The organism is Avibacterium volantium (genome assembly GCF_049366555.1).
Lineage (GTDB): Bacteria > Pseudomonadota > Gammaproteobacteria > Enterobacterales > Pasteurellaceae > Avibacterium > Avibacterium volantium_A.
Genome location: NZ_JBMMGT010000011.1, coordinates 44577 through 68163, shown reverse-complemented (window position 1 = coordinate 68163; position 23587 = coordinate 44577). Strand labels below are relative to the sequence as shown.

The window sequence follows — 23587 nt, the reverse complement described above, 5'->3', positions numbered from 1 at the left end:
AATTTCCTGTCATAAATAATCAAAAGAAAAGCCATTTATAAAAAATGGCTCTTTTTTACACCGCACTTGAGTTGCTAGCGTTTGCGCGCCAGTAGCCACCAAGTGATGAGAATAAATAATCCGCTCGGCATTAATGCCCCTGCGATGGGCGGCACATTATAAACTAAACTCAGCGGGCCGAAAATCTCATTGACCACATAAAATAAAAAGCCAAAGCAAATTCCTGTGATCATTCTTGCGCCCATCGTTACGCTACGCAATGGCCCAAAGATGAAAGAGAGCGCCAGCAACATCATTACGCCTACGGAAATCGGTTGGAATATTTTCCGCCAGTAAGTGAGTTCAAAACGCTTGGAATCTTGCCCTGTTTCTTTCATAAAGGCAATGTAATCCGCTAGCCCTGAAATAGAAAGTGAAGTCGGACGTAAAGACACAATGCCTAATTTATCGGGCGTTAAGGTAGTTTGCCACGCTTCGTTGAGATAATTGGCTGTGGTGATTTTGTCCGCTGAAATGTGTGATTTATTCACTTGCATCAATTGCCAGTTGCCGTCTTTAAATTCTGCTTGATTGGCGTGGCTAACTTGCTCTAGCTGACGTTTATTATTGAAATGATAGATATAAATATCATTGAGTTTGACATTATCCGTGATACGTCTGACGTAAATAAAATCATTGCCGTCTTTTGCCCACACGCCATTTTTAACGGAAAGCATTTCACCGCCTGAAATGGCTTTAGCACGCATATCACGGGCAAATTGTTCCGTTTGCGGAATGCCCCATTCGCCAATGATCATCGTCATAATTACCAAAGGAATGGCGGTTTTCATTACTGCAAAACCAATCTTTAAACGTGAAAATCCAGACGCTTGCATTACCACTAATTCACTACGGCTCGCTAAGTTACCAAGGGCGATCAGCGCACCTAATAAAGCCGCCATCGGGAAGAAAGTTTCAACATCTTTAGGAATGGTTAAAACGGTGAAAAGCCCTGCTTGCAACACATCATAAGTGCCTCGCCCCACATTGCGAAATTGTTCCACAAATTTAATGATGGCAGAAAGCCCCACCAAGGTGAGCAGAGTGGCAAAAATCGCCCCTAAAATGGATTTTCCAATATAACGGTCTAATGTATTCATCATTATTTTTATTCCTTAGGCTCGTTTTTTGAGAAGGTGGTAACGAATTTTATACATAAACGCACTGTTCCAGCTGTTTAACACAATACCTAATACTAAAAAGGCAACATTGACGGCAGGCATTAAGATGCTCGCATCTAATTTGCCTGCAGCACCAGCAGATTTGAACGAACTTTGTAATAAAAAATAAATTAAGTAGAGCAAAAGTGCGGGTAAAATTTTTGCAAATCTTCCTTGACGCGGATTTACTCGGCTCAATGGCACGGCGATTAATGCCATAATTGGCACGGCGAGAATTAAGGTAATGCGCCAATGAAGTTCCGTTTTTCCCGCTGGCGTGGTGCTAGTTAACAGTTGGTTTAACGGCAAGGTTTCCGCATCATCGCTATCATTTTTTGTGGCCTTATAACCTAAATAGGCTTGATATTGCTCAAAATCCGTAATCCGAAAATCGGGCAACATCGCACTGCCTTCAATACGTTGGCTATGGGTAAGATTTAACACCTGATCGCCATTTGGTAAAGCGGTGAGTTCACCTGAGTCCGCCACAATCACAGAAGGTTTTTCATTTTTCTTATTTTGCATTTGAAAAACGTACACCCCTTGAATGGTGTTATTTTGAATTTTATCGATAAACAACACTAAATCACTGCTATTGGCAGAAATAAATTGCCCAGCGGCTAGCGCCCCCATTGTCGGGTTTGCTTTGGCATCTTTAACGATTTGGCTTTGTTTTTGCAACGCCCAAGGGGATAAAACCAACGCATTGTAAGCGGCTAGCCCCGCCGTGGCTAACGATAAGATTAACGCCACTTTTACCAATAAACTTTGCCCCACACCGCAGGCGCGCATTACCGTAATTTCACTTTCCGCATAAAGGCGACCAAAGGTGAGCAACAACGCAATAAATAAACACAAAGGCAACATTAATTGCGCCATTGTGGGCATTCCTAAGCCTAATAATGAAAACACCAAATCGGCTGGCACTTTACCATTGGCCGCAGAACCGAGTACACGCACAAGTTGTTGGCAGAAAAAAATGAGAAGTAAAATGAACAGAATAGCCGTTTGGCTTTTTAATACTTCTTTGGTTAAATATCTTGTTAAAATCACCGTATTGCCTATGTTATTTTGCTTGCAATTTTTATGGAAGTCGTTTCAAATTGAATGGTGTATAATAACGTATTTTTTAACAGAAGGCAGTAATTAGTGAGGAACAAATGAAATATACTGTAAAAAACACCGCACTTTCTGCGCTAACCGGTAATGTGATCGTTGGCGTATTTGAAGAAGGAAAACTTTCCCCCGCCGCACAGGCGCTTGATCAATTAAGCCAAGGGGCAATTAGCCAACTTATCAGCGCAGGCGATGTGAAAGGCAAGCAAGGCGAAGTGGTTACCTTGCGTTTACCTAATGCGAATTTAGAACGCGTTTTCGTGGTGGGCTGTGGCAAACAAGGGGAACTCAATGTTCGTCAATATAAACAACTCATCAAAAGCGTTATTCAAGCAGTGAAAGCCACCAATGCGGCGCAGGTGTATAACTTTTTAACGGAAGTGCAAATCAACCAACGTGATCTTTATTGGAATGTGAGATTTGCCGTTGAAAGCATCGCAGAAAGTTTTTATCAATTCGATCAATTCAAAAGCAAAAAATCAGATCAGAATACCGCTTTGCAAGAAATGGTGTTTGCCGTTGATTCAGCACAACAAGAACAAGCAGAAAAAGCGGTTCAACAAGGACAAGCCATTGCACTTGGCGTACGTTGCGCGAAAGATGTGGCAAATTGCCCGCCAAATGTGTGTAATCCTGTGTATTTAGCAGAACAAGCGAAAAAACTCGCTGAAAAATCACCGCACTTTACAGTGAGCGTGCTTGGTGAAAAAGAAATGGCTGAGCTTGGAATGAATGCCTACCTTGCGGTTTCACAAGGCAGCCAAAACGAAGCGCAGCTTTCTATTATTGAATACCGTAATCACCCAAATCCGCAAGCAAAACCTATTGTTTTAGTGGGTAAAGGCTTAACCTTTGACGCAGGCGGTATTTCCTTAAAACCAGCAGATAGTATGGACGAAATGAAATACGATATGGGCGGCGCGGCTTCGGTTTATGGTGTAATGAATGCGTTAGCGGAATTACAACTACCGTTAAATGTGATTGGCGTGCTAGCAGGTTGCGAAAACTTGCCAGACGGCAATGCCTATCGCCCAGGAGATATTTTAACCACAATGAGCGGTTTAACCGTGGAAGTGCTGAATACCGATGCAGAAGGGCGTTTAGTGCTGTGCGATACGCTCACTTATGTAGAACGCTTTGAGCCTGAGTTAGTGATCGATGTCGCCACGCTAACGGGGGCTTGCGTAGTGGCGCTAGGACAACACAACAGCGGTTTAATGTCGCCAAATGATCGTCTTGCGGAACAGTTACTCAATGCCGCACAACAAAGCGCGGATAAAGCTTGGCGTTTACCATTAAGCGAAGAATACCAAGAACAGCTTAAATCCCCATTTGCTGATCTAGCCAACATCGGCGGCCGCTGGGGCGGTGCGATCACCGCTGGTGAATTTTTATCTAACTTCACCAAAAACTACACTTGGGCACACTTAGACATCGCTGGCACCGCCTGGCTACAAGGCGCCAACAAAGGCGCAACCGGACGCCCTGTAAATTTACTCACGCAGTTTTTGATCGATCAAGTAAAATAAGCATAAAAAATCCCTCAATTACTTGAGGGATTTTTCTTTTGAACACTACTCTACTTCAATCAAAAATACTTGATCTTGATCCCTGAGTTCTCCGATCTCAAACAATTCCACATCTTCTTGCTGTGCTAGCACTGTTACTTGCTCCACCGCTTCAGGTTTTACCGCAATAAGCAAACCACCTGAGGTTTGCGGATCGCACAATACGGCTTTTTGTAGATCATTTATTGGGGAAATTTTATGTCCGTAACTCTCAAAATTTCGTCCTGTACCACCGGGTACGCAGCCTTTTTCAATATAGCGGATCACGCCGTCTAGGGTTTTGATTTTATCAAAATACACTTTTGCCTTGAGCTGAGAACCCTCGCAAATCTCACTTAAATGGCCAAGCAAGCCAAAGCCAGTTACATCTGTCATTGCGGTGATGCCGTCTAATTCCGCAAATTTCGCGCCAATTTTGTTCATTTGGCACATTGTTGCGGTGGCAAGGCCTTTGTGTTCAGGTTTAAGTTTGCCTTTTTTCTCCGCCGTAGTTAAAACGCCAATGCCAAGCGGTTTGGTGAGATAAAGTTTGCAGCCAGCTTGCGCGGAAGCGTTCTTTTTCACTTTGTCGGTAGAAATCACGCCTGTTACGGCTAAGCCAAAAATCGGCTCTGGGGCATCAATGGAATGACCACCTGCTAAGGCAATGCCTGCTTGTTGGCACGCAAAACGCCCGCCGTCCACAATACGTTGCGCCACACTAGGTGGAAGTAATTTGATTGGGAAACCTAAAATCGCAATGGCCATAATGGGTTTACCGCCCATTGCGAAAATATCACTAATGGCATTGGTGGCGGCAACGCGCCCGAAATCAAAGGGATCATCTACGATCGGCATAAAGAAATCTGTGGTGCTGATAATGCCTACCCCATTGCCAATATCATAAACCGCTGCGTCATCTTTGGTTTCATTGCCTACCAATAAATTAGGATCAACAAATTTTTCCATTTCAGAATGTAAAATAGTTTCCAGCACTTTCGGCGAAATTTTACAACCGCACCCTGCGCCGTGGCTATACTGCGTTAAACGAATTGTTTCTGCCACGGTTTGATCTAGGGCATTTTGTACATCGGTGAGATTAGTTTGTTTTGATTTAGTTTCTTTCAACATAGCTTCCTCGCTTTACCATCAACTGATGAGTGAATGTTTTCATTATACGCTGATTTTAGGGGTTGTTGATCATTCATTTTACATTTGAGCTAGAGCCTATTTTTTATGAGAATAAAGTGAATGTAGTGAAATTTAGTTATTTTAAATGAGCTATTCTCAGTATAGTTATTACGAAAAATAACCCTAGCTCAAATGTAAAATGAATGATTAACTCCCCCCAAGTGCGGTGATTTTTTGTGAAATTTTTACTAGAATAGCGGATTATTATTTTCCTTTCTCTGCCGATAAACAGACGAAAATGAATAGACGAAAACGCCCCACCCTACAAATGATTGCCGATCATCTTGGTTTAACCAAAATGACCATCAGCCGTTATTTACGCAATCCTGATTCCGTTGCGCCAGAAACGCAGCACAAAATCGCTGCCGCGATTGAACAATTTGGCTATATTCCTAATCGAGCACCTGATATTTTATCTAACGCCAAAAGTTTGGCCATTGGCGTGTTATTGCCCTCTCTCACCAACCAAGTGTTCGCGGAAGTGTTGAAAGGTATTGAGTTAATTACCGATAAAGCTGGCTATCAAACGATGGTGGCGCACTATGGATATAGCGTAGAAAAAGAAGAACAACGCATTGAAAGCCTGCTTTCTTATAATGTGGACGGTTTAATTTTATCGGAAAATCACCATAGCCCACGCACCTTAAAAATGCTCGAAGTCGCCAATATTCCTGTGATTGAAATTATGGACAGCAGCGAAATGGGCATTCAGCAAGTGGTGGGCTTTGATAATGTGGCGGCGGCGCAATCTATAGTGGAAACAATGATTCATTACGGGCATAAAAATATCCTTTATTTCACTGCGCGAATGGACAAACGAACCAAGCTGAAAATGCAAGGCTATGAAAATGCAATGAAAAAACACGGCTTAACACCACATAGCCTGATTACCTCTGAACCCTCTTCTTTCACTTTAGGGGCAAATTTACTGCGCCAAGCCTTAAGCCAATACCCCGAAACCAACGGCATTTTTTGCACCAATGATGACTTAGCTATTGGTGCGTTGTTTGAATGTCAGCGTTTGGGGATTAAGATTCCACAAGAGATCGCCATTGCAGGTTTCCACGGCCACGATGTGGGGCAATCAATGACACCACAGCTTGCCACCGTGATCACGCCAAGATTAGAGATTGGCAAAATTGCAGCGCAAGAATTGCTCAATCGCTTACAAGGTATCCAAATGAAAAGCCACATTATCAATTTGGGTTATGAAATTCATTTGGGTGAAAGCATTAAGACCCAAAACTAATATCTCCCATTAAAAAAGGGCATTTCAATAATGCCCCTTTCATTTCAGCTTAAAAATCAGCTATTCACAAATTTTTCGCCAAGTTCAATATCAGCACGCAAGGTTGGCAACATATCTTCTAAGGCTTTTTGCTCGAAAGCGCTTAATTCGCCAATTGGCAGAATTTCCTCTACCCCGTCTTTACCTAAACGAACAGGCTGCGCGAAGAAACGTGCGTATTTGCCATCACCTTCTACATAGCTACATTCCACCACAGTTTGACCACTCAAGCCTTTCACTAAAGAGCGGGCAAAACGTGCTGCGGCTTGCGCCATAGAAAGGGTTGCTGAGCCGCCGCCTGCTTTGGCTTCCACCACTTCCGTACCTGCGTTTTGGATACGTTTGGTAAGCGGTGCGATTTCTTCCTCTTTCCATTGCGCATATTGCACTTGAGAGAGTAAAGGTAAAATAGTTACGCCTGAATGCCCACCAATCACTGGCACAGCGGTGCGTGAAACATCAAGATCTTTTAACTCTGCAACAAAGGTTTCTGAACGGATCACATCTAATGTTGTTACACCAAATAGTTTGCGTTTATCATACACGCCCGCTTTTTTCAGCACTTCTGCGGCAATGGCAACAGTGGTATTAACAGGATTGGTGATAATACCAATACAGGCTTTCGGGCAAACTTGTGCTACTTTTTCAACAAGATTACGCACAATACCCGCATTAATATTAAATAAATCAGAACGATCCATACCTGGTTTACGCGCTACACCTGCTGAAATTAACACCACATCTGCGCCTTGTAACGCAGGTGTTGGATCTTCACCAGAAAATCCCCGCACTTTAACCGCGGTTGGGATATGGCTAACGTCCACCGCAACACCTGGGGTAACTGGGGCAATATCATAAAGAGATAATTCTGAACCAGCGGGTAGCTGTAACTTTAACAATAATGCTAATGCTTGACCAATTCCGCCTGCGGCACCTAAAACTGCAACTTTCATTTAATACTCCTCTTTTTGGTTATAAATCAAGTTAATTGGATTTTAGACTTATCCCATGGCAAATTCAAACAGAGAAATCCAATAGTGAGATCTAATTCAAATTTTTAAAAAATTTATTTTAAAATTGTTGCATTTCCTTTCTATTATGGCTTTTAAAACTTGCTAAAAATTGAATTTTTATGCAAAATCTTTGCAGTTATTCGCAACATAACCAAACATTATGAGTACAGACAAAAACGATAATTTAATCTCTGCGTTTAAAACCTTGCTAGAACAAGAGCGTTTTGGTTCGCAAGGGGAAATTGTAAACGCCTTGCAACAGCTCGGTTTTAGCAATATTAATCAATCTAAAGTTTCCCGAATGCTAACTAAATTTGGCGCAGTTCGCACTCGCAATAGCCGAATGGAAATGGTCTATTGTTTACCAGCGGAATTAAGTGTGCCTACCTCTAGTAGCCCATTAAAAAATTTAGTGTTAGACATCGATCACAACGATTTTTTAATCGTAGTAAAAACTAGCCCTGGCGCAGCACAACTTATCGCGCGCTTATTAGATTCTGTAGGCAAAGCAGACGGTATTCTTGGCACGATCGCAGGGGACGACACCATTTTTATCACTCCAACCTCAGGCACCGCAATTTTAGACTTAATGCAACGTGTGCAAGAATTATTTGAAACTAGCCTATAATGAATATTCTACTCACTGGAGGCACAGGGCTGATTGGTTCAGCCTTAATCCCACAACTTCTCGCCAAACAATATCGCATTTGCCTTTTAACGCGCAACATTCAGCCTGAGCGTTTTCCAACCGAAATACAACAAATTGACAATCTTGCCCCATTGAAAAATCTCAATGCCTTTGATGCGGTGATTAATTTAGCTGGCGAACCGATTTTCGCGCATCGCTGGACAACTAAACAAAAAGCCAAACTTTTTGCTAGCCGAGTAAATTTAACGCAAAATTTGACCGCACTTATTAATCAAAGTGAGAACCCACCGCACACCTTTATCTCAGGATCAGCCACGGGTTTCTATGGTGATCACCAAGATCATTGGATTGATGAAAGCACTCCCGCTGGCACAGCATTTCCCGCACAACTTTGCCAACAGTGGGAAGCTGCGGCAATGCAAGCCAATACCCGCGTTTGCTTATTGCGCACCGCAATGGTACTAAGTCCAAATGGCGGTGCATTAAGTAAAATCTTGCCGTTATATCGTTTAGGATTAGGGGGAAAACTCGGCAGTGGTAAACAATATTGGGCTTGGATTAGCTTGCAAGATATGATCGCAGGGATTTTATTTTTATTGGAAAACCCACAATGCGAAGGGACGTTCAATCTTGCAGCCCCAGAGCCCATCACCAATCAAGATTTTAACCAACAGTTAGGCGATTTCCTCAAGCGCCCCCATTTCGCCAGTGTACCAGCTTTTGTATTACGTTGGGTTTTAGGTGATCGCTCACAATTATTATTAGACAGCCAACGCATTAAGCCAGCGCGCCTCATTGAAGCGGGATTTGAATTTCAAGTGGAAAGTTTTTCGGCGTTTTTAGATAATTTATCGTTATAATTTAGGAACAAACACATAGATTATTCCTATCAAAACAAAAGTGCGGTCTAAATTTACATTTTTTAAAATTTTCTGATATGAATAACTCTAGTTTCTATCTGAGCATTATTAACATCTAATGATACAAAACTACCTAAAATTTTCTATTGTTATCCCTGCCAGAAACTAGGATAATAGCAAGCTAGATTTCTTCTGACAACTTGGCTTTCAAGCATATAAAAATCATAACAAGGTAATGAAAGCAAGGGTAATAAACTGATGACTGACTATATTTTATTAATTATTAGCACCGCACTTATCAATAACTTTATCCTAGTGAAATTCCTAGGGCTTTGTCCTTTTATGGGGGTATCGAAAAAAATCGAAACCGCCATTGGAATGGGGCTTGCCACAATGTTTGTGCTAACCGTTGCTTCCCTTTGTTCCTATTTGATTGATCGCTATTTGCTCACGCCATTTAATGGTAATTTTTTACGCACCTTAGTGTTTATTTTAGTAATTGCCGTGGTGGTGCAATTTACCGAAATGGTGATTCATAAAACCAGCCCAACCCTTTATCGTTTACTCGGTGTATTTTTGCCACTGATTACCACCAACTGTGCAGTGTTAGGCGTGGCGTTATTAAATGTTAATTTAGCCCATAATTTAACTCAATCTGTGGTTTACGGCTTTGGTGCTTCCCTTGGTTTTTCCCTTGTTTTAGTGCTATTTGCCGCCCTGCGTGAGCGCCTTGCTGCTGCCGATGTGCCAATGCCTTTCCGTGGTGCGTCTATCGCCTTAATCACCGCAGGATTAATGTCCCTTGCCTTTATGGGCTTTGCTGGCATAGTGAGAGTGTAAAATGACAACCTTATATTATGTTCTTCTCGCTATTAGCGTACTTGCTTTGATTTTTGGTGCGATTTTAGGCTTAGCGTCCATCAAACTAAAAGTACAAGCCTATCCTATTGTAGAAAAAATTGATGCCCTACTGCCGCAAAGCCAATGCGGACAATGCGGTTACCCTGGTTGTAAACCTTATGCCGAAGCCATTGCACAAGGCGATGTAATTACCAGATGCGTTCCTGGTGGTCAGCCATTAGTGGTGAAAATTGCCGATTTATTAGGCGTGGACGTGCCTGCAACGGATTTTGATGAAGAAGATAATGCGCCAAAAGTGGCATTTATCCACGAAGATATGTGTATCGGTTGCACTAAATGTATTCAGGCCTGCCCTGTTGATGCCATTATTGGTACAAATAAAGCAATGCACACGGTGATTCCTGATCTTTGCACAGGCTGCGAACTCTGCGTTGCCCCTTGCCCGACAGATTGCATTTCAATGATAAAAATAGAACAAGACATTGATCATTGGGATTGGAAATTCGATCCCAGCTTAACCATTCCCGTGGTAGAGATTACTGCAAGCAACGCGAATAATCAGGGAGCGGAAAAATAATGGCTGATGTATTGACCAATTTTAATTCTGGTAAATTATGGGATTTCTCTGGTGGCATTCATCCACCTGAAATGAAATCGCAATCAAATCACACACCTATTCGCCCAGCGGATCTGGTGGAAACCTACTATGTCCCTGTTAAACAGCACGCTGGTAATGCTGGAAATCTGTTAGTGAATGTTGGGGATAAAGTGCTAAAAGGTCAGCCATTAACGCAGGGGGAAGGCTTACGCAATCTGCCAGTCCATGCCCCAACTTCAGGCGTTATCACGGCGATTGCACCTTATATTGCCGCCCACCCTTCTGGTTTACCTGAACTAACCATTCAAATTCAGGCTGACGGTAAAGATGAATGGCGTAAACAGCACCCGATTGAAGATTTCCTGAGCCAAACACCAGAACAGCTTATCGAAAAAATTTATCACGCCGGCATTGCTGGCTTAGGCGGTGCGGTATTCCCAACTGCGGCTAAAATTCAATCGGCAGAAAATAAAGTAAAACTGCTGATTATCAATGGTGCAGAATGTGAACCTTACATCACCTGTGATGATCGCTTAATGCAAGATCGTCCGAAAGAGATCATCGAAGGAATACGCATCTTACGCTATATTTTACGCCCTGAAAAAGTGGTTATTGCCATTGAGGACAACAAACCCAAGGCGGTGAAAGCCCTTAAACACGCTTTAAAAGGGGCAAATGACATTGAAATCCGTGTGATTCCCACCAAATATCCTTCAGGTGCGGCAAAACAGCTTATCCAAGTACTAACAGGCATTGAAGTGCCGAGCGGTCAGCGCTCTTCCAGCATTGGCGTGCTAATGCACAATGTCGGCACGGCGTTTGCGATCAAACGAGCGGTAATCAATGACGAACCATTAATTGAACGCGTGGTTACGCTGACAGGTGATAAAATCCCACACAAAGGCAATCTTTTGGTTCGCTTTGGCACGCCGATTTCCGCCCTATTGCAACAAGTGGGTTATCAATATGACCCACGTTTCCCAGTGTTTATGGGCGGGCCAATGATGGGCTTTATTTTGCCCAATCTCAACGCGCCTGTAACCAAAGTTACTAACTGCTTGCTTGCGCCTGATCATTTTGAATATGCCGAACCCGAGCCAGAGCAAGCCTGTATCCGCTGCTCGGCTTGCTCAGACGCTTGCCCTGTGCATTTAATGCCGCAGCAGCTATATTGGTTCGCACGCAGTGAAGATCACCAAAAATCGGAACAATATGCCCTGCAAGATTGCATTGAATGTGGCTTATGCGCTTATGTTTGCCCGAGCCACATTCCGCTTATTCAATATTTCCGTCAAGAAAAAGTGAAAATTTGGGAAATCAAAGAACAAGCACAAAAATCCCACGAGGCGAAATTACGTTTCGAGGCACGCCAAGCGCGTTTAGAAAAAGAAGAACAAGCTCGCAAAGCGCGTACCCAACGTGCTGCTGAAGCTCGCCGTGAAGAAATCGCCAAACAGAAAGGCGTTGATCCTGTGCAAGCGGCATTAGAACGTTTAAAAGCGAAAAAACAAAACGACAGCGAAAGCCCAAATGTGAAAACTTTTGTGGACGAAAAAGGCCAGCTACAACCGGATAATTCCGATATTATGGCGCAACGCAAAGCGCGCCGCTTAGCTCGCCAACAAGCTGAACAAGAGAATGTGGCGTCCGCTGATCAATCGCAAGAAAATTTAGCGCAAAATACTGGGCAAAATCGCACCGCACTTGATGCAAATCCCGATCCTAAGAAAGCGGCTATCGCAGCCGCACTTGCACTCGCCAAAGCGAAGAAACAAGCTCAGAACGACACGGTTCAATCTGCAAATTCAACAGAGAACAGTGTGGAAAATCAAGATGTAGCGGAACAAACTCAAAGCCAAAGTGCGGCTGAAAAAACAAAAGAAAATACCACCGCACTTGATCCGAAAAAAGCCGCTATTGCCGCCGCCATTGCACGAGCAAAAGCAAAAAAACAAGCTCAGAACGACACGGTTCAATCTGCAGGCTCAGCAGAGAACAGTGTGGAAAATCAGGGCTTAACCGAACAAGTGGAAACCCAAAGTGTGGCTGAAAAAACAAAAGAAAAAACGCTAGAAAATACCACCGCTCTTGATCCGAAAAAAGCCGCCATTGCTGCGGCGATTGCACGAGCAAAAGCGAAGAAACAAGCTCAGAACGGCACGGTTCAACCTGCAAGTTCAGCAGAAAAACCTGTTGAAAATCAAGGTTTAGCAGAACAAGCGGAAACCCAAAGTGCGGCTGAAAAAACAAAAGAAAAAACGCAAGAAAATTCCACCGCACTTGATCCGAAAAAAGCCGCTATCGCTGCGGCCATTGCACGGGCAAAAGCGAAGAAACAAGCAAAAGAAAATCGATCCCAAGAAAAAGAATAAGGTTTAGCAATGTTTAAAATGATGAGTTCGCCACACACCCACTCGGGCAAATTGACTGCTCGTATTATGCTGTGGGTTGCGTTGGCAATGTTGCCTGCATTGGGCGCACAAATTTATTATTTTGGTTTTGGTGTGTTAATTCAAAGCCTGCTCGCCATTTCCCTTGCGTTAGTGTTGGAATTTATGGTTACGCGCTTACGCAAAAAGCCAAACCTGTTTTATATCAGCGATTTCAGCGTGGTGCTAACGGCGTTAATGCTCGCGATGGCAATCCCACCTTATGCACCTTATTGGGTGATTTTAATCGGGACATTCTGTGCGGTCATTTTAGGCAAGCACGTTTACGGTGGCTTGGGGCAAAATCTGTTTAACCCTGCAATGGTGGGGTATGTGGTGTTGCTCATTTCTTTCCCTGTGCAAATGACAGCTTGGCTGCCGCCCGTGGCGTTATTAAATGAGCCACCTAGCTTGCAAGATGCTTATCAGCTGATTTTCCACGGCATTACTACGGACGGCTTCAGCCTGCATCAATTAGCCAATTCCATTGATGGGATTACCCAAGCCACACCATTGGATTCCGTCAAAACAGCAAGCAAGATTAATATGGCGATAAGTGAAATTAATCAATCCCCGATTTTTGTGGAAGTGATGCCTTTTGAGAGTGAACTCAATCTTGGTTTAGGTTGGGCGCAAATCAATCTTTTCTTTTTACTTGGCGGTGTTTTCCTAATTTGGAAGAAAATTATTCATTGGCAAATTCCTACCGCCTTTTTAGCCACAATGTTACTGGTAAGCGGCATTCACTGGCTTACCTCATCTTATGCACCAAGTCCTTTATGGCAGTGGTTTAGTGGGGCAACAATGTTCGGCGCATTTTTTATTGCCACCGACCCTGTCACATCTTCAACCACACCAAAAGGCAAACTGATTTTTGGTGCGATTGTGGGTTTGCTTGTGTGCCTAATTCGCTTTAATGGCAACTACCCTGATGGCGTGGCATTTGCTGTGTTACTGGCAAATATTTGTGTGCCACTGATTGATCACTACACTCGCCCGCGCGTGGCTGGATACAAAAGGAAATAAGCAATGCAAACGGTAAAAATTAGCACCCGTTATGGCGTGATCTTGGGCATTATTGCGTTAATTTGCACCGCACTTTCTACCGCTGTGTATTTCTTAACGAAAGCCCCTATTGAGCAAGCCATCGCCAAACAACAAGCTGAATTGCTTGCACAAATTATTCCACCGCAAAGTTACGATAACGATTTGCTCGCCAGTTGTTCTCAGCCTGATTTCGCTGAAGCCAAAACCTTACGCATTGAGAAAATTTGTATCGCAGAGAAAAATCATCAGCCTGTGGCTTATGCTTATGAAACCATTGCGCCAGATGGCTATTCAGGCAATATTCGCTTTCTGGTAGGGATTACGCCACAAGGCGAAGTGCTAGGTTTGCGTGTGCTTGAACACAAAGAAACGCCGGGCTTAGGTGATAAAATTGAACTGCGTATTTCTGATTGGGTGCTGAGCTTTAATCAACAAAAAATCAGTGCCGATAATCTCAATGATTGGGCGGTAAAAAAAGATGGCGGTAAATTCGATCAATTTACTGGCGCAACCATTACACCGCGCGCCATCGTCAATCAAACCAAGCGTTCAGCCTTGCCATTATTGCAACAAATGAATAATAACGCGGTGAAACAGGAGCAAAACTAATGCAAGAAAATCACGAAAAAAACCACCGCACTTTAGACCATACATCAGAAACCGAAATGGATTTGGCTTCCATTGAACCACAACAAAGCGTGCCGACTGGGCTAAAAAGCCAATGGAGCGAATTATTTAAGCAAGGTTTTTGGCATAATAACCCCGCTCTTGTGCAACTGTTGGGGCTTTGCCCGCTACTTGCGGTGTCTAGCTCGGCAACCAACGCCCTTGGTTTAGGCATTGCCACCATTGCGGTATTAATCTGTACCAATGTGGTGGTTTCGTTGTTCCGCAAGCATATTCCGCACGCCATTCGTATTCCTATTTATGTGATGATTATCGCCACCACGGTAACCATTGTGCAGCTGATTATGAATGCCTACACTTATACGCTTTATCAATCCTTAGGGATCTTCATTCCTTTGATTGTAACAAACTGTATTGTTATTGGCCGCGCGGAAGCCTTTGCGTCAAAAAATGGCGTGTTGCTTTCTCTCTTTGATGGCTTTGCGATGGGCGTGGGAATGGCATTCAGCTTGTTTGTGCTAGGCGCAATCCGTGAAGTGTTAGGCACGGGTAAACTGTTTATGGGAATGGAAAACCTGCTCGGCAACTGGGCAACGGCGTTGCATTTAAACCTTTTTGAGCTAAACAGTAGCTTTTTACTCGCTATTCTTCCCCCGGGTGCATTCCTTGGTTTAGGGCTAATTTTGGCGATGAAAAACTTAATCGATAATAAAAAACAATAAACACAATGAATAAACAAAAACGCATTGAAATCTTAACTCGACTGCGGGATCAAAATCCCCACCCCACAACGGAATTAAATTATAATTCGCCCTTTGAATTATTGATTGCGGTGATTTTGTCTGCGCAAGCCACAGATAAAGGGGTGAATAAAGCCACGGCGAAACTGTTCCCTGTGGCAAACACCCCACAAGCGATTTTAGAGCTTGGGTTAGACGGCTTAAAGAGCTATATCAAAACCATTGGGCTATTTAATAGCAAAGCGGAAAATATTATTAAAACCTGCCGTGATCTGATCGAAAAACACAATGGCGAAATTCCCCAAACCCGTGAAGAACTTGAAGCCTTAGCAGGGGTTGGGCGCAAAACCGCGAATGTGGTGTTAAATACGGCCTTTGGTCAGCCAACTATTGCAGTGGATACGCATATTTTCCGCGTCTGCAATCGTACCAACTTTGCCCCCGGTAAAACCGTGTTGCAAGTGGAAGAAAAATTACTCAAGGTTGTGCCAGCAGAATTTAAAGTCGATGTGCATCATTGGCTCATTTTGCACGGACGTTACACCTGCATTGCGCGCAAGCCACGTTGCGGTTCTTGTATTATTGAAGATCTTTGTGAATACAAAGACAAAACTGAAAATTAAGGTAGTTTATGACAACGAAAAAATCTGAACGACAAACTTGGTCAAGCCGATTAACCTATATTATGACTGTCGCTGGCGCAACCGTAGGGTTTGGTGCAACGTGGCGTTTCCCTTATTTAGTGGGTGAAAACGGTGGCGGCGCATACGTTTTATTATTCTGCATCGCGATGATCGTCATCGGTATTCCGATGATCTTAGTGGAAAACGTGATTGGTCGCCGCTTGCGTGTGAATTCGATTGATGCCTTTGAAGATAAACTCACCGCCAAACCCCATTCAAAATATTGGAAAATCATTGGTTATATGGGCTTGCTCGGTGCGTTCGGCATTATGGCTTATTATATGGTGCTTGGCGGTTGGGTGATGAATTATATTATCAGCCTGATTTCTGGTAGTCTGGATATTTCTAGTACCATCAGCAAAGACTATGCCAAAACCTTCTATGAACAAAGCATTAGTAATAGCCCGCTTCAAATCGCCCTGTACACCTTTATTTTTGTGGCCATCAACTATGTGATTTTAGCTAAAGGGATTATCGGTGGTATTGAGCGTTCGGTGAAATATTTAATGCCATTGCTGTTTGTGTTTTTAATTGGAATGGTGATCCGCAACATCACTTTACCCGGTGCGGCGGAAGGGATTATTTATTACCTTAAACCTGATTTTTCTAAGATTACACCTCAGTTATTTATTATGGTGCTAGGCCAAGTTTTCTTTGCCTTGAGTTTAGGTTTTGGCGTGCTAATCACCCTTTCAAGCTATCTGAGCAAGGAAGAAAACTTAGTTCAAACCGCTGTAATCACAGGCTTTACCAATACCGTTATTGCGGTTTTAGCGGGCTTTATGATTTTTCCGTCTTTGTTCAGCTTTGGCATTGAGCCGAACGCAGGCCCAACACTGGTTTTCCAAAGTTTGCCAATTGTATTCTCACATATGTGGGCAGGACGAATTTTCGCCATTATCTTCTTTAGTTTATTGCTGATTGCCGCGCTCACTACTTCTATCACGATTTATGAAGTAATTATCACCGCACTTCAAGAAAAGCTCAGAATGCGCCGTGGAAAAGCCATTGCCTTAACCCTTGGCGGCATTTTCCTGCTCGGTAATATTCCTTCTATTTTGAGCGATAACTTACTGAAAGATTACACCTTCTTCGGCAAAAGCATTTTCGATGCCTTTGATTATGTGAGTGGAAATATTCTCTTTTTACTCACCGCACTTGGCTGTGCCATTTTCGTGGGGTTTGTGCTAAAAGACGAAGCGAAAAAAGAGCTTTCCAATAAACCAAATTCCACTTTCACAAAAATTTGGTTTAACTATGTGAAATATGTGGTGCCATTTATTATTTTGGTGATTTTTGTGAGTAATTTAATTTAACCTGTTTTCCTATAAAAATAAGGGGCTGATTTTTTTCAGCCCCTTATTTTTTCACTATCTGCTAAATTAATGGTTTTCTAATCCATTGCGAATTAGTGTTTCAAACGCATCATAAGCTACCAAAAAGGCATCGTGGCCGTAATCGGAAGGGAATTCGTGATAGCTCAAATCAACGCCAGCCTGTTCAAGCATAGTTTTACTTTTTCTTACATCCACGGTTTTGAAAAGCTGATCGTTAGTTACGCCAATCAAGGTGTAACGCGCTTTGATATGCGATAAAGCTTGATCTGTACTTGCATAACCTAACGCAGGATCGTACAAATCCAATGCACGCAACAAATGCAAATAGCTGTTAGCATCAAAACGGTCGAGAAATTTTTGCCCTTGATAACTAAGATAGGATTCCACTTGAAAATAATCGCCCCAATACTGCCCTTCTACTTTCGTGGCACGCCCAAAGGCTTTGGCTAGCTGAATATCGGTGCGATAAGTCAGCATTCCTAACATTCGCGCAATAGACAGCCCTTGCGAGGGCGGTTCGCCGTCATAATAATCGCCATTATTAAAATTAGGATCGGTGATAATAGCTTGGCGCATAACGTGATTAAACCCAATGGCTTCCGCACTAAAATAAAGAGAAGAGCAAAGATTGACGATAGTATCCATAAAATCAGGATAATCAATTGCCCACTGGGTGGCTTGCATTCCGCCGAACGAACCGCCAACAATACCTTTTAAATGGGGAATTTCAAGATAATCGATCAGTGCTTTTTGCACCTTGACAATATCCTGCACTAGGATATGCGGAAACTGGCTGCCATAAGGCTTTTGTGTCTGTGGATTGATTGATGCAGGCCCTGTTGTGCCTTTACAGCCACCTAGCACGTTAGAGCAAATGAAGAAATATTTTGACGTATCCAACGCCAAGCCCTCCCCCATAAAATTTTGCCACCAACCAGCTTGATTAGGGTCATCATTATAGGGCTCAGCATCGCCAGTTAAAGCGTGGCAAATCAGTACCGCATTGCTTTTATCCGAATTCAACTTGCCGTAGGTTTGGTAGGCAACATCAATGTGTCTAAGCTCCCTACCTAAGGTAAGTTTGAGCGGTGTTTGTGTAAAGAGTGTTGCTGTTTGTACTGCCATTGCCTATCCATTATTCCATTGATGCGACCTTGCCAAGGTAGGATACATAAACTACCCTTAGCCCTATACCTTGTCAAGAAATTTTAGACGTCTAAACTTCTAGACGTATTTTAGAATAAATTTACTTGAATTTACTAGTGTTTTTTATTATTTTGATGCTCAAGATGTGAAAAAATATGAATTTTATGCTGAAATCCTTTTTCCGTTACCTTTTTTCTTTTCGGTGGTTTAACGCTCTGCCTCGAAAATTTCTACGGTATTGCCTATTCCTCACCTTTTTTTGCGGACTATTGCTTGTGCTTGTTGATCAAGCGATTGGCTTTTACGTTCGCCAAGGTATTTATACGGATATAAAAAAACTGCCCTATCGTCCTTATGGCTTAGTGCTAGGCACATCAAAATATTTCAGCAAAAATACGCCAAATTTGTTCTATTCTTATCGACTATTAGCCGCGAATAACCTATTTAAAGAACGGAAAGTGGATTATTTATTGCTTAGCGGAGATAACCGCACGGTGGAATACAACGAACCGCGCACTATGTTCAAAGATTTGAAAAAAATGGGCGTGCCAGATGAATTTATGTATTTGGACTATGCTGGGTTTCGTACCTTAGATTCCGTGATCCGCGCCGATCAAGTGTTTAAAGCCCATTCTATCACCATCATTACACAGCGTTTTCATTGTGAACGGGCTTTATTCATTGCCAAATATCATAATATTGACGCAATCTGCTTTGCGGCAGAATACCCGAGTGGCTATACCTTTGTGCGCTTCCGTGAGTTTTTTGCTCGTTTACAGGCAGTATTGGATCTTCTTGTTGAAAAAGAACCGCACTTCTTAGGCAAGCCAGAACCGCTACCGCCACCGCCTTTCTCCGATTAACAATGATAAACCAAATCGCGCAATACCTTAGTTGGTTCTGGTAAGCTTTCTGATTCAGATTTATGGTTAAGCCGTTCTAGCACTAAATCAAGCAATTTATTGGCAATTTTCTTGTGATCTTGCACCGCACATAGGGCTTTATTGCCCAACAATTCTAACATTTCGTGATCCCCAAAAGTGGCAATCACTAATTGTTGCGGAATCCCTTTATTCTGTCTTAATAGCACTTGGAATATACCCTGTAACAACGTCAAAGACGTAACAAATAACGCATCTGGCAACGAATTTGTTACAAGCCATTGCTCAAAGGTGTGCGCCGCAGAATCACGGTGAAATTGTTCACTATAAAGAAATTCTACCGAATTTTCTGACCGCTCTTTTAACGCCTGACGAAATCCCAATTCACGCTCCTTGCTCGTTGGCAATTCAGGTAATGCACCAAAAAAGAGTACATTGTTAAAAGATTGCTGTTTAAACAAATCTTGCGCCAAACGATAAGCATCATTTCTATCATCAGATAGCACATTGATCACATTATCGCCACTTATCTTACGGTCAAAACCAAATACAGGCACTTTACTTTGCTGATAAAACAAATTGTCCGCTGGCAAGGAAGTAGAAACAATCAGCGCATCAATTTTGCGTTGGAAAAGGTGCTTAGCACAAGCCATCTCATTATTTGGATTATCATTAGAACAGGCAATCAACAGCTGATAACCTTTTTCACGAAACTTTTGTTCAAGCTGATGAGCAATTCTTGCATAGCTCATATTTTCAAAATCAGGAATAATCAACCCAATGGTATTGGTTTTCCCTGCTCTCAACCCAGCCGCCATTGCGTTAGGTTTGAAATCATATTCCTTGATTAGCGATTGTACCTTTTCAATGGTTTTATCACTTACTCGATACTGTTTTGCTTTGCCATTTACCACATAACTTACTGTTGTTCTGGAAACTCCAGCAAGTTTAGCTAGCTCGTCTAATTTCACATTAACTCCTTTTAATATGCCATTTCAATTTTAAAGTGCGGTGAATTATAACACCAAATTTTCAGTCATTTTTATGCGAAAATTCTCTAAATTTGATCTATCTCGCAAAAAATCACCTCATCTGCTGAGCATAAAAAAGACTGAATTTTTTCAATTCAGCCTTTTCTCTATAAAAATCACATTAGCTGTTGGCACTGCGGCGGGCAATCACCGCATTTGAAAGTTGCTCCAGCACTAATTCGGAGTCTTCCCAGCCGATGCAGGCATCGGTGATACTTTGTCCGTAAACTAATTCCTTGCCTTCTACCAGATCTTGTCTGCCTTCCACTAAATGGCTTTCGATCATTACGCCGAAGATTTGGTTTGAACCCTGTGCAATTTGCTGGCAAACATCTGCACAAACCTCTAATTGTTTTTTGAATTGCTTACTGCTGTTTGCGTGGCTGAAATCCACCATAACGTGCGGAATTCGACCGCTCTTTTTGATGCTTTCGCAAACTTCATTGACATCTTTTGCGCTGTAATTTGGCCCGTTATCGCCGCCACGCAAAATAATGTGGCAATCTGCATTTCCTTTAGTGGAAACGATAGCAGAATGGCCAAATTTGGTTACAGAAAGGAAATAATGTGGTGCTTCTGCCGCGCCAATGGCATCAAGGGCAATGCGTACACCACCATTGGTGGCATTTTTAAAACCTACGGCACAAGACAAGCCTGAAGCTAATTCGCGGTGCACTTGCGATTCTGTGGTTCTTGCCCCAATTGCGCCCCAGCTCATAAAATCTGCCACATATTGTGGTGTGATCATATCCAAAAATTCGCCTGCGGTTGGCACTTCTAAGTTATTAATATCTAACAATAATTTTCGCGCGATGCGTAAACCATCATTGAGTGCATAGCTGTTGTTTAGGTAAGGATCATTGATTAGCCCTTTCCAACCTACGGTTGTACGCGGTTTTTCAAAATAAACGCGCATAATAATTTCTAAGCTGTCTTGATATTTCTCACGCATTGCTTTGATGCGTTGTGCATATTCCAAAGCAGATTTTGGATCGTGAATGGAGCAAGGCCCAATCACGACAAGTAAACGATCATCTTTGCGATGAATGATATTGTGCGCTTGTTGGCGGGCTTTTTTTACGCTGTTGATCGCCACTTCGCTTGCTGGATATTTTTCAATTAACGCAATGGGTGGTAGCACCTGCTCTACTTTGCCAATTCGGGTGTCATCGTTAGCAATATAAATGTCATTTTTGCTTTTTGTCATACATCACTCTCTTACATCTTGGTTTGTATTTTATAATTACTTGCTTATCCGCATTGCGAATACTTCGTTGTGTGTCAATGTAACACGCATTTTTGTACTAGTAAACTAGTTTAAAAATATTATTGATAAATTCTTAATGACTGCTTAAAACTTGCGCAGGTTGCAATTTTGCAGCGCGACTTGCTGGATATAAACTAGCGATCAAACTTAGCACTAAGGCCACCACAAAGACCACCGCAATATCTTGCCAATGAAGTTCACTCGGCAAAAAGTCCACGAAATACACGCCGTCTGAAAGCAGTTTTCTGCCAATTAAAAATTCAATGCTTTTAATTAATTGGGTGAGATTTAATGCCGTTACGCAGCCTAACAGCAGCCCGATGACACAGCCTTTCATTCCAGCTTGTAAGCCATACCAAATAAAAATTCGCTTAATAAAGCCATCATTTGCGCCAAGGGTACGCATAATAGCAATATCGCCTTGCTTGTCTTTCACAGCCATAATCAAAGTTGAAATAATATTAAAGCACGCCACGCCAATCACCAGCACCATTGCTAAATACATTACCGTGCGAATAAGCTGAATGTCGCGGTACATATAGCCAAATTTACTAATCCAATTTTGCGCAGACAAAAATTGTGGATATTGTTGCAAGGTTGGGTAATCCAGTTGTTGCACGGCAAAAGGGTGCTGCACTTTGAGTTCAACACCAGTGGCTTCATCGGCGGAATAATCCAAGAATTGCTGCGCAGTTGCAAGGGGAATTAAGGCATAACTGTGATCGAGCTGGCCGTCAAGGCGCAAAATTCCTGTAATTTGCATACGCTCACGCATTGGCTGGGTAAAATTATTGGTGCCGTCAGATTGAGAAATCAACAATGTTACCCAATCCCCTTCTTGCACCGCTAATTCGCGCGCAATGCCAGAACCTAAGACTAATCCGCCTTCACGAGAGAAATTTTGCCAGCCATCGCCTAATACAAATTGCCCCAAGGCACTCACTTGATCTTGCTTGTCTACTTCAATGCCTTTCACTTGCACCACTTTTAACTTCGTACCATTTTCTACCAAAGCGGTAAAACTGACAAAAGGGGAACTTGCCACCACGCTAGGATCTTGTTTTAAAAGTGCGGTTAAATTTTGCCAATTTTTTATTGGCGTACTCTCGCCCTGTTCAGAATAAGCAGAAATTTCAACGTGTGGCACAACCGCTAAAATGCGTTTATTTAACTCACGTTCAAAGCCGTTCATCGCACTTAGCCCCACGATCAACACCATCACACCAAGGGCGATGCCAAGGGTTGAAAACATTGAGATCAATGAAACCAAACGATTTTTCTGCTTACCACGCTGATAACGCCAGCTAATAAAAAAGGGTGCGTTCATCTAGCTTTCTCCACGCAATACACCATCTTGCATCACCATTCGGCGAGAAAGTTTCTCCGCCAACTGCAAATCGTGCGTGACCAATAAAAAGGCAATCTTTTGCTCTTGGTTTAATTTCAAAATAAGCTCAAAAATGCTTTCTGTGGTTTTGCGATCCAAATTCCCTGTAGGTTCATCAGCTAGCACTAAAGCAGGATTATTCACTAACGCACGGGCAATGGCGACACGCTGACGCTCTCCGCCAGACAACGCAGAAGGGCGATGTTTAATGCGATGCGCTAAGCCCACCGCCTGCAACATTTTTTCTGCCCGATCTTGCGCCTCGCTACGATTTTGCTTACCAATTAACATCGGCATCATCACGTTTTCTAGCGCGCTAAAATCTGCCATTAAATGATGAAATTGATAGACAAACCCCATATATTGATTGCGCAATTTCGCTAATTCATCAGCGCTCGCCTTTTGCAAAGATTGCCCTTTAATGAACACTTCACCACTGGTTGGCTGATCTAAGCCGCCTAGGGTATGCAATAAGGTACTTTTGCCCGAACCTGAACTGCCCACAATCGCCACCAATTCGCCCTCTTCCATTGAAAAAGTAACGTCTTTTAGCACTTGTGTTTGGTTTTCCCCTTCTTGGTAAACTTTGGTTAAATTCTGGCAGCTGAGTAAAATTTGCTTCTCTGTCATTCTTTTCTCGTTGTTTTTCTGTTTCGCTTTGTAGTAAAAAATTTCGTAAAAAAGCACCGC

At 42.7% G+C, this 23587-nt stretch carries 22 protein-coding genes; 13 read left to right on the top strand and 9 right to left on the bottom strand.

Going from position 1 to position 23587, the window contains the following annotated elements:
• Nucleotides 1–74 precede the first annotated feature (74 nt).
• Both lptG and lptF read right to left on the bottom strand, forming a co-directional pair.
• The gene (lptG, locus tag ACLS0A_RS05140; RefSeq protein ID WP_416082606.1) at nt 75–1142 is read right to left on the bottom strand and encodes an LPS export ABC transporter permease LptG; all 1068 of its coding nucleotides are present in this window, start codon (nt 1140–1142) and stop codon (nt 75–77) included.
• Nucleotides 1143–1154: 12 nt separating this feature from the next.
• Nucleotides 1155–2252 carry an LPS export ABC transporter permease LptF gene (gene lptF / locus ACLS0A_RS05135; protein WP_416082605.1) on the bottom strand — a complete coding sequence of 366 codons (1098 nt, stop codon included), beginning with the start codon at nt 2250–2252 and terminating at the stop codon, nt 1155–1157.
• Between the two features lie 107 nt (nt 2253–2359).
• Here lptF and ACLS0A_RS05130 point away from each other — a divergent pair, with 107 nt between their 5' ends.
• Entirely contained in the window at nt 2360–3844 is a 1485-nt protein-coding gene (locus ACLS0A_RS05130; RefSeq protein ID WP_416082604.1) for a leucyl aminopeptidase, read from the top strand.
• 45 nt (nt 3845–3889) lie between these two features.
• Here the strand turns inward: ACLS0A_RS05130 and selD are convergent, their stop codons facing one another.
• Complete coding sequence (gene selD, locus ACLS0A_RS05125) at nt 3890–4927, bottom strand: selenide, water dikinase SelD (protein WP_416082615.1); 1038 nt, start codon at nt 4925–4927, stop codon at nt 3890–3892.
• Nucleotides 4928–5291: 364 nt separating this feature from the next.
• Here selD and gntR point away from each other — a divergent pair, with 364 nt between their 5' ends.
• A complete protein-coding gene (gntR, locus tag ACLS0A_RS05120) occupies nt 5292–6302 on the top strand; it encodes a gluconate operon transcriptional repressor GntR (RefSeq protein WP_416082603.1) in 1011 nt (336 codons plus the stop codon).
• A 56-nt stretch (nt 6303–6358) separates the two neighbouring features.
• On the opposite strand, the gene mdh is transcribed toward gntR, so the two are convergent.
• Nucleotides 6359–7294: a malate dehydrogenase gene (gene mdh / locus ACLS0A_RS05115; RefSeq protein ID WP_416082602.1), complete on the bottom strand. Its 936-nt coding sequence runs from the start codon at nt 7292–7294 to the stop codon at nt 6359–6361.
• Between the two features lie 220 nt (nt 7295–7514).
• Here mdh and argR point away from each other — a divergent pair, with 220 nt between their 5' ends.
• The 10 genes from argR (at nt 7515) to ACLS0A_RS05065 (ending at nt 17164) form a co-directional block, all read left to right on the top strand.
• Entirely contained in the window at nt 7515–7982 is a 468-nt protein-coding gene (argR, locus tag ACLS0A_RS05110; protein ID WP_103854815.1) for a transcriptional regulator ArgR, read from the top strand.
• Entirely contained in the window at nt 7982–8863 is an 882-nt protein-coding gene (locus tag ACLS0A_RS05105) for a TIGR01777 family oxidoreductase (RefSeq protein ID WP_416082601.1), read from the top strand. The genes argR and ACLS0A_RS05105 overlap by 1 nt, the downstream gene beginning before the upstream one ends.
• Nucleotides 8864–9121: 258 nt before the next feature.
• Nucleotides 9122–9703, top strand: coding sequence for an electron transport complex subunit RsxA (rsxA, locus tag ACLS0A_RS05100; RefSeq protein WP_416082600.1), 582 nt, complete (start codon nt 9122–9124; stop codon nt 9701–9703).
• Between the two features lies 1 nt (nt 9704).
• Nucleotides 9705–10301: an electron transport complex subunit RsxB gene (gene rsxB, locus ACLS0A_RS05095; protein WP_416082599.1), complete on the top strand. Its 597-nt coding sequence runs from the start codon at nt 9705–9707 to the stop codon at nt 10299–10301.
• Nucleotides 10301–12694, top strand: a complete 2394-nt coding sequence (rsxC, locus tag ACLS0A_RS05090) for an electron transport complex subunit RsxC (protein WP_423105266.1) — start codon at nt 10301–10303, stop codon at nt 12692–12694. The genes rsxB and rsxC overlap by 1 nt, the downstream gene beginning before the upstream one ends.
• Before the next feature lie 9 nt (nt 12695–12703).
• Nucleotides 12704–13777 (top strand): electron transport complex subunit RsxD, encoded by a 1074-nt coding sequence (gene rsxD / locus ACLS0A_RS05085; protein ID WP_416082597.1) that lies wholly within the window; start codon nt 12704–12706, stop codon nt 13775–13777.
• A gap of 3 nt (nt 13778–13780) precedes the next feature.
• Nucleotides 13781–14407: an electron transport complex subunit RsxG gene (rsxG, locus tag ACLS0A_RS05080; protein WP_103852535.1), complete on the top strand. Its 627-nt coding sequence runs from the start codon at nt 13781–13783 to the stop codon at nt 14405–14407.
• Nucleotides 14407–15147 carry an electron transport complex subunit E gene (locus ACLS0A_RS05075; protein WP_370445373.1) on the top strand — a complete coding sequence of 247 codons (741 nt, stop codon included), beginning with the start codon at nt 14407–14409 and terminating at the stop codon, nt 15145–15147. The genes rsxG and ACLS0A_RS05075 overlap by 1 nt, the downstream gene beginning before the upstream one ends.
• Before the next feature lie 5 nt (nt 15148–15152).
• A complete protein-coding gene (gene nth, locus ACLS0A_RS05070) occupies nt 15153–15788 on the top strand; it encodes an endonuclease III (RefSeq protein ID WP_103852536.1) in 636 nt (211 codons plus the stop codon).
• 8 nt (nt 15789–15796) lie between these two features.
• Complete coding sequence (locus ACLS0A_RS05065; RefSeq protein ID WP_416082596.1) at nt 15797–17164, top strand: sodium-dependent transporter; 1368 nt, start codon at nt 15797–15799, stop codon at nt 17162–17164.
• A 66-nt stretch (nt 17165–17230) separates the two neighbouring features.
• Here the strand turns inward: ACLS0A_RS05065 and metX are convergent, their stop codons facing one another.
• Nucleotides 17231–18310, bottom strand: coding sequence for a homoserine O-acetyltransferase MetX (gene metX, locus ACLS0A_RS05060; RefSeq protein ID WP_416082595.1), 1080 nt, complete (start codon nt 18308–18310; stop codon nt 17231–17233).
• A gap of 176 nt (nt 18311–18486) precedes the next feature.
• On the opposite strand from metX, the gene ACLS0A_RS05055 reads away from it, so the two are divergent.
• The gene (locus ACLS0A_RS05055) at nt 18487–19194 is read left to right on the top strand and encodes a SanA/YdcF family protein (protein ID WP_416082594.1); all 708 of its coding nucleotides are present in this window, start codon (nt 18487–18489) and stop codon (nt 19192–19194) included.
• Here ACLS0A_RS05055 and cra read toward each other — a convergent pair.
• From cra to lolD, 4 genes are all read right to left on the bottom strand, one after another.
• Nucleotides 19191–20183, bottom strand: coding sequence for a catabolite repressor/activator (cra, locus tag ACLS0A_RS05050; protein ID WP_416082593.1), 993 nt, complete (start codon nt 20181–20183; stop codon nt 19191–19193). The two genes, ACLS0A_RS05055 and cra, sit on opposite strands and share 4 nt — an antisense overlap.
• A 181-nt stretch (nt 20184–20364) precedes the next feature.
• The gene (gene aroG / locus ACLS0A_RS05045) at nt 20365–21450 is read right to left on the bottom strand and encodes a 3-deoxy-7-phosphoheptulonate synthase AroG (RefSeq protein ID WP_416082592.1); all 1086 of its coding nucleotides are present in this window, start codon (nt 21448–21450) and stop codon (nt 20365–20367) included.
• Nucleotides 21451–21583: 133 nt separating this feature from the next.
• Complete coding sequence (gene lolE, locus ACLS0A_RS05040) at nt 21584–22837, bottom strand: lipoprotein-releasing ABC transporter permease subunit LolE (RefSeq protein WP_416082591.1); 1254 nt, start codon at nt 22835–22837, stop codon at nt 21584–21586.
• Nucleotides 22838–23527: a lipoprotein-releasing ABC transporter ATP-binding protein LolD gene (gene lolD, locus ACLS0A_RS05035; protein WP_416082590.1), complete on the bottom strand. Its 690-nt coding sequence runs from the start codon at nt 23525–23527 to the stop codon at nt 22838–22840.
• Nucleotides 23528–23587: the final 60 nt, after the last annotated feature.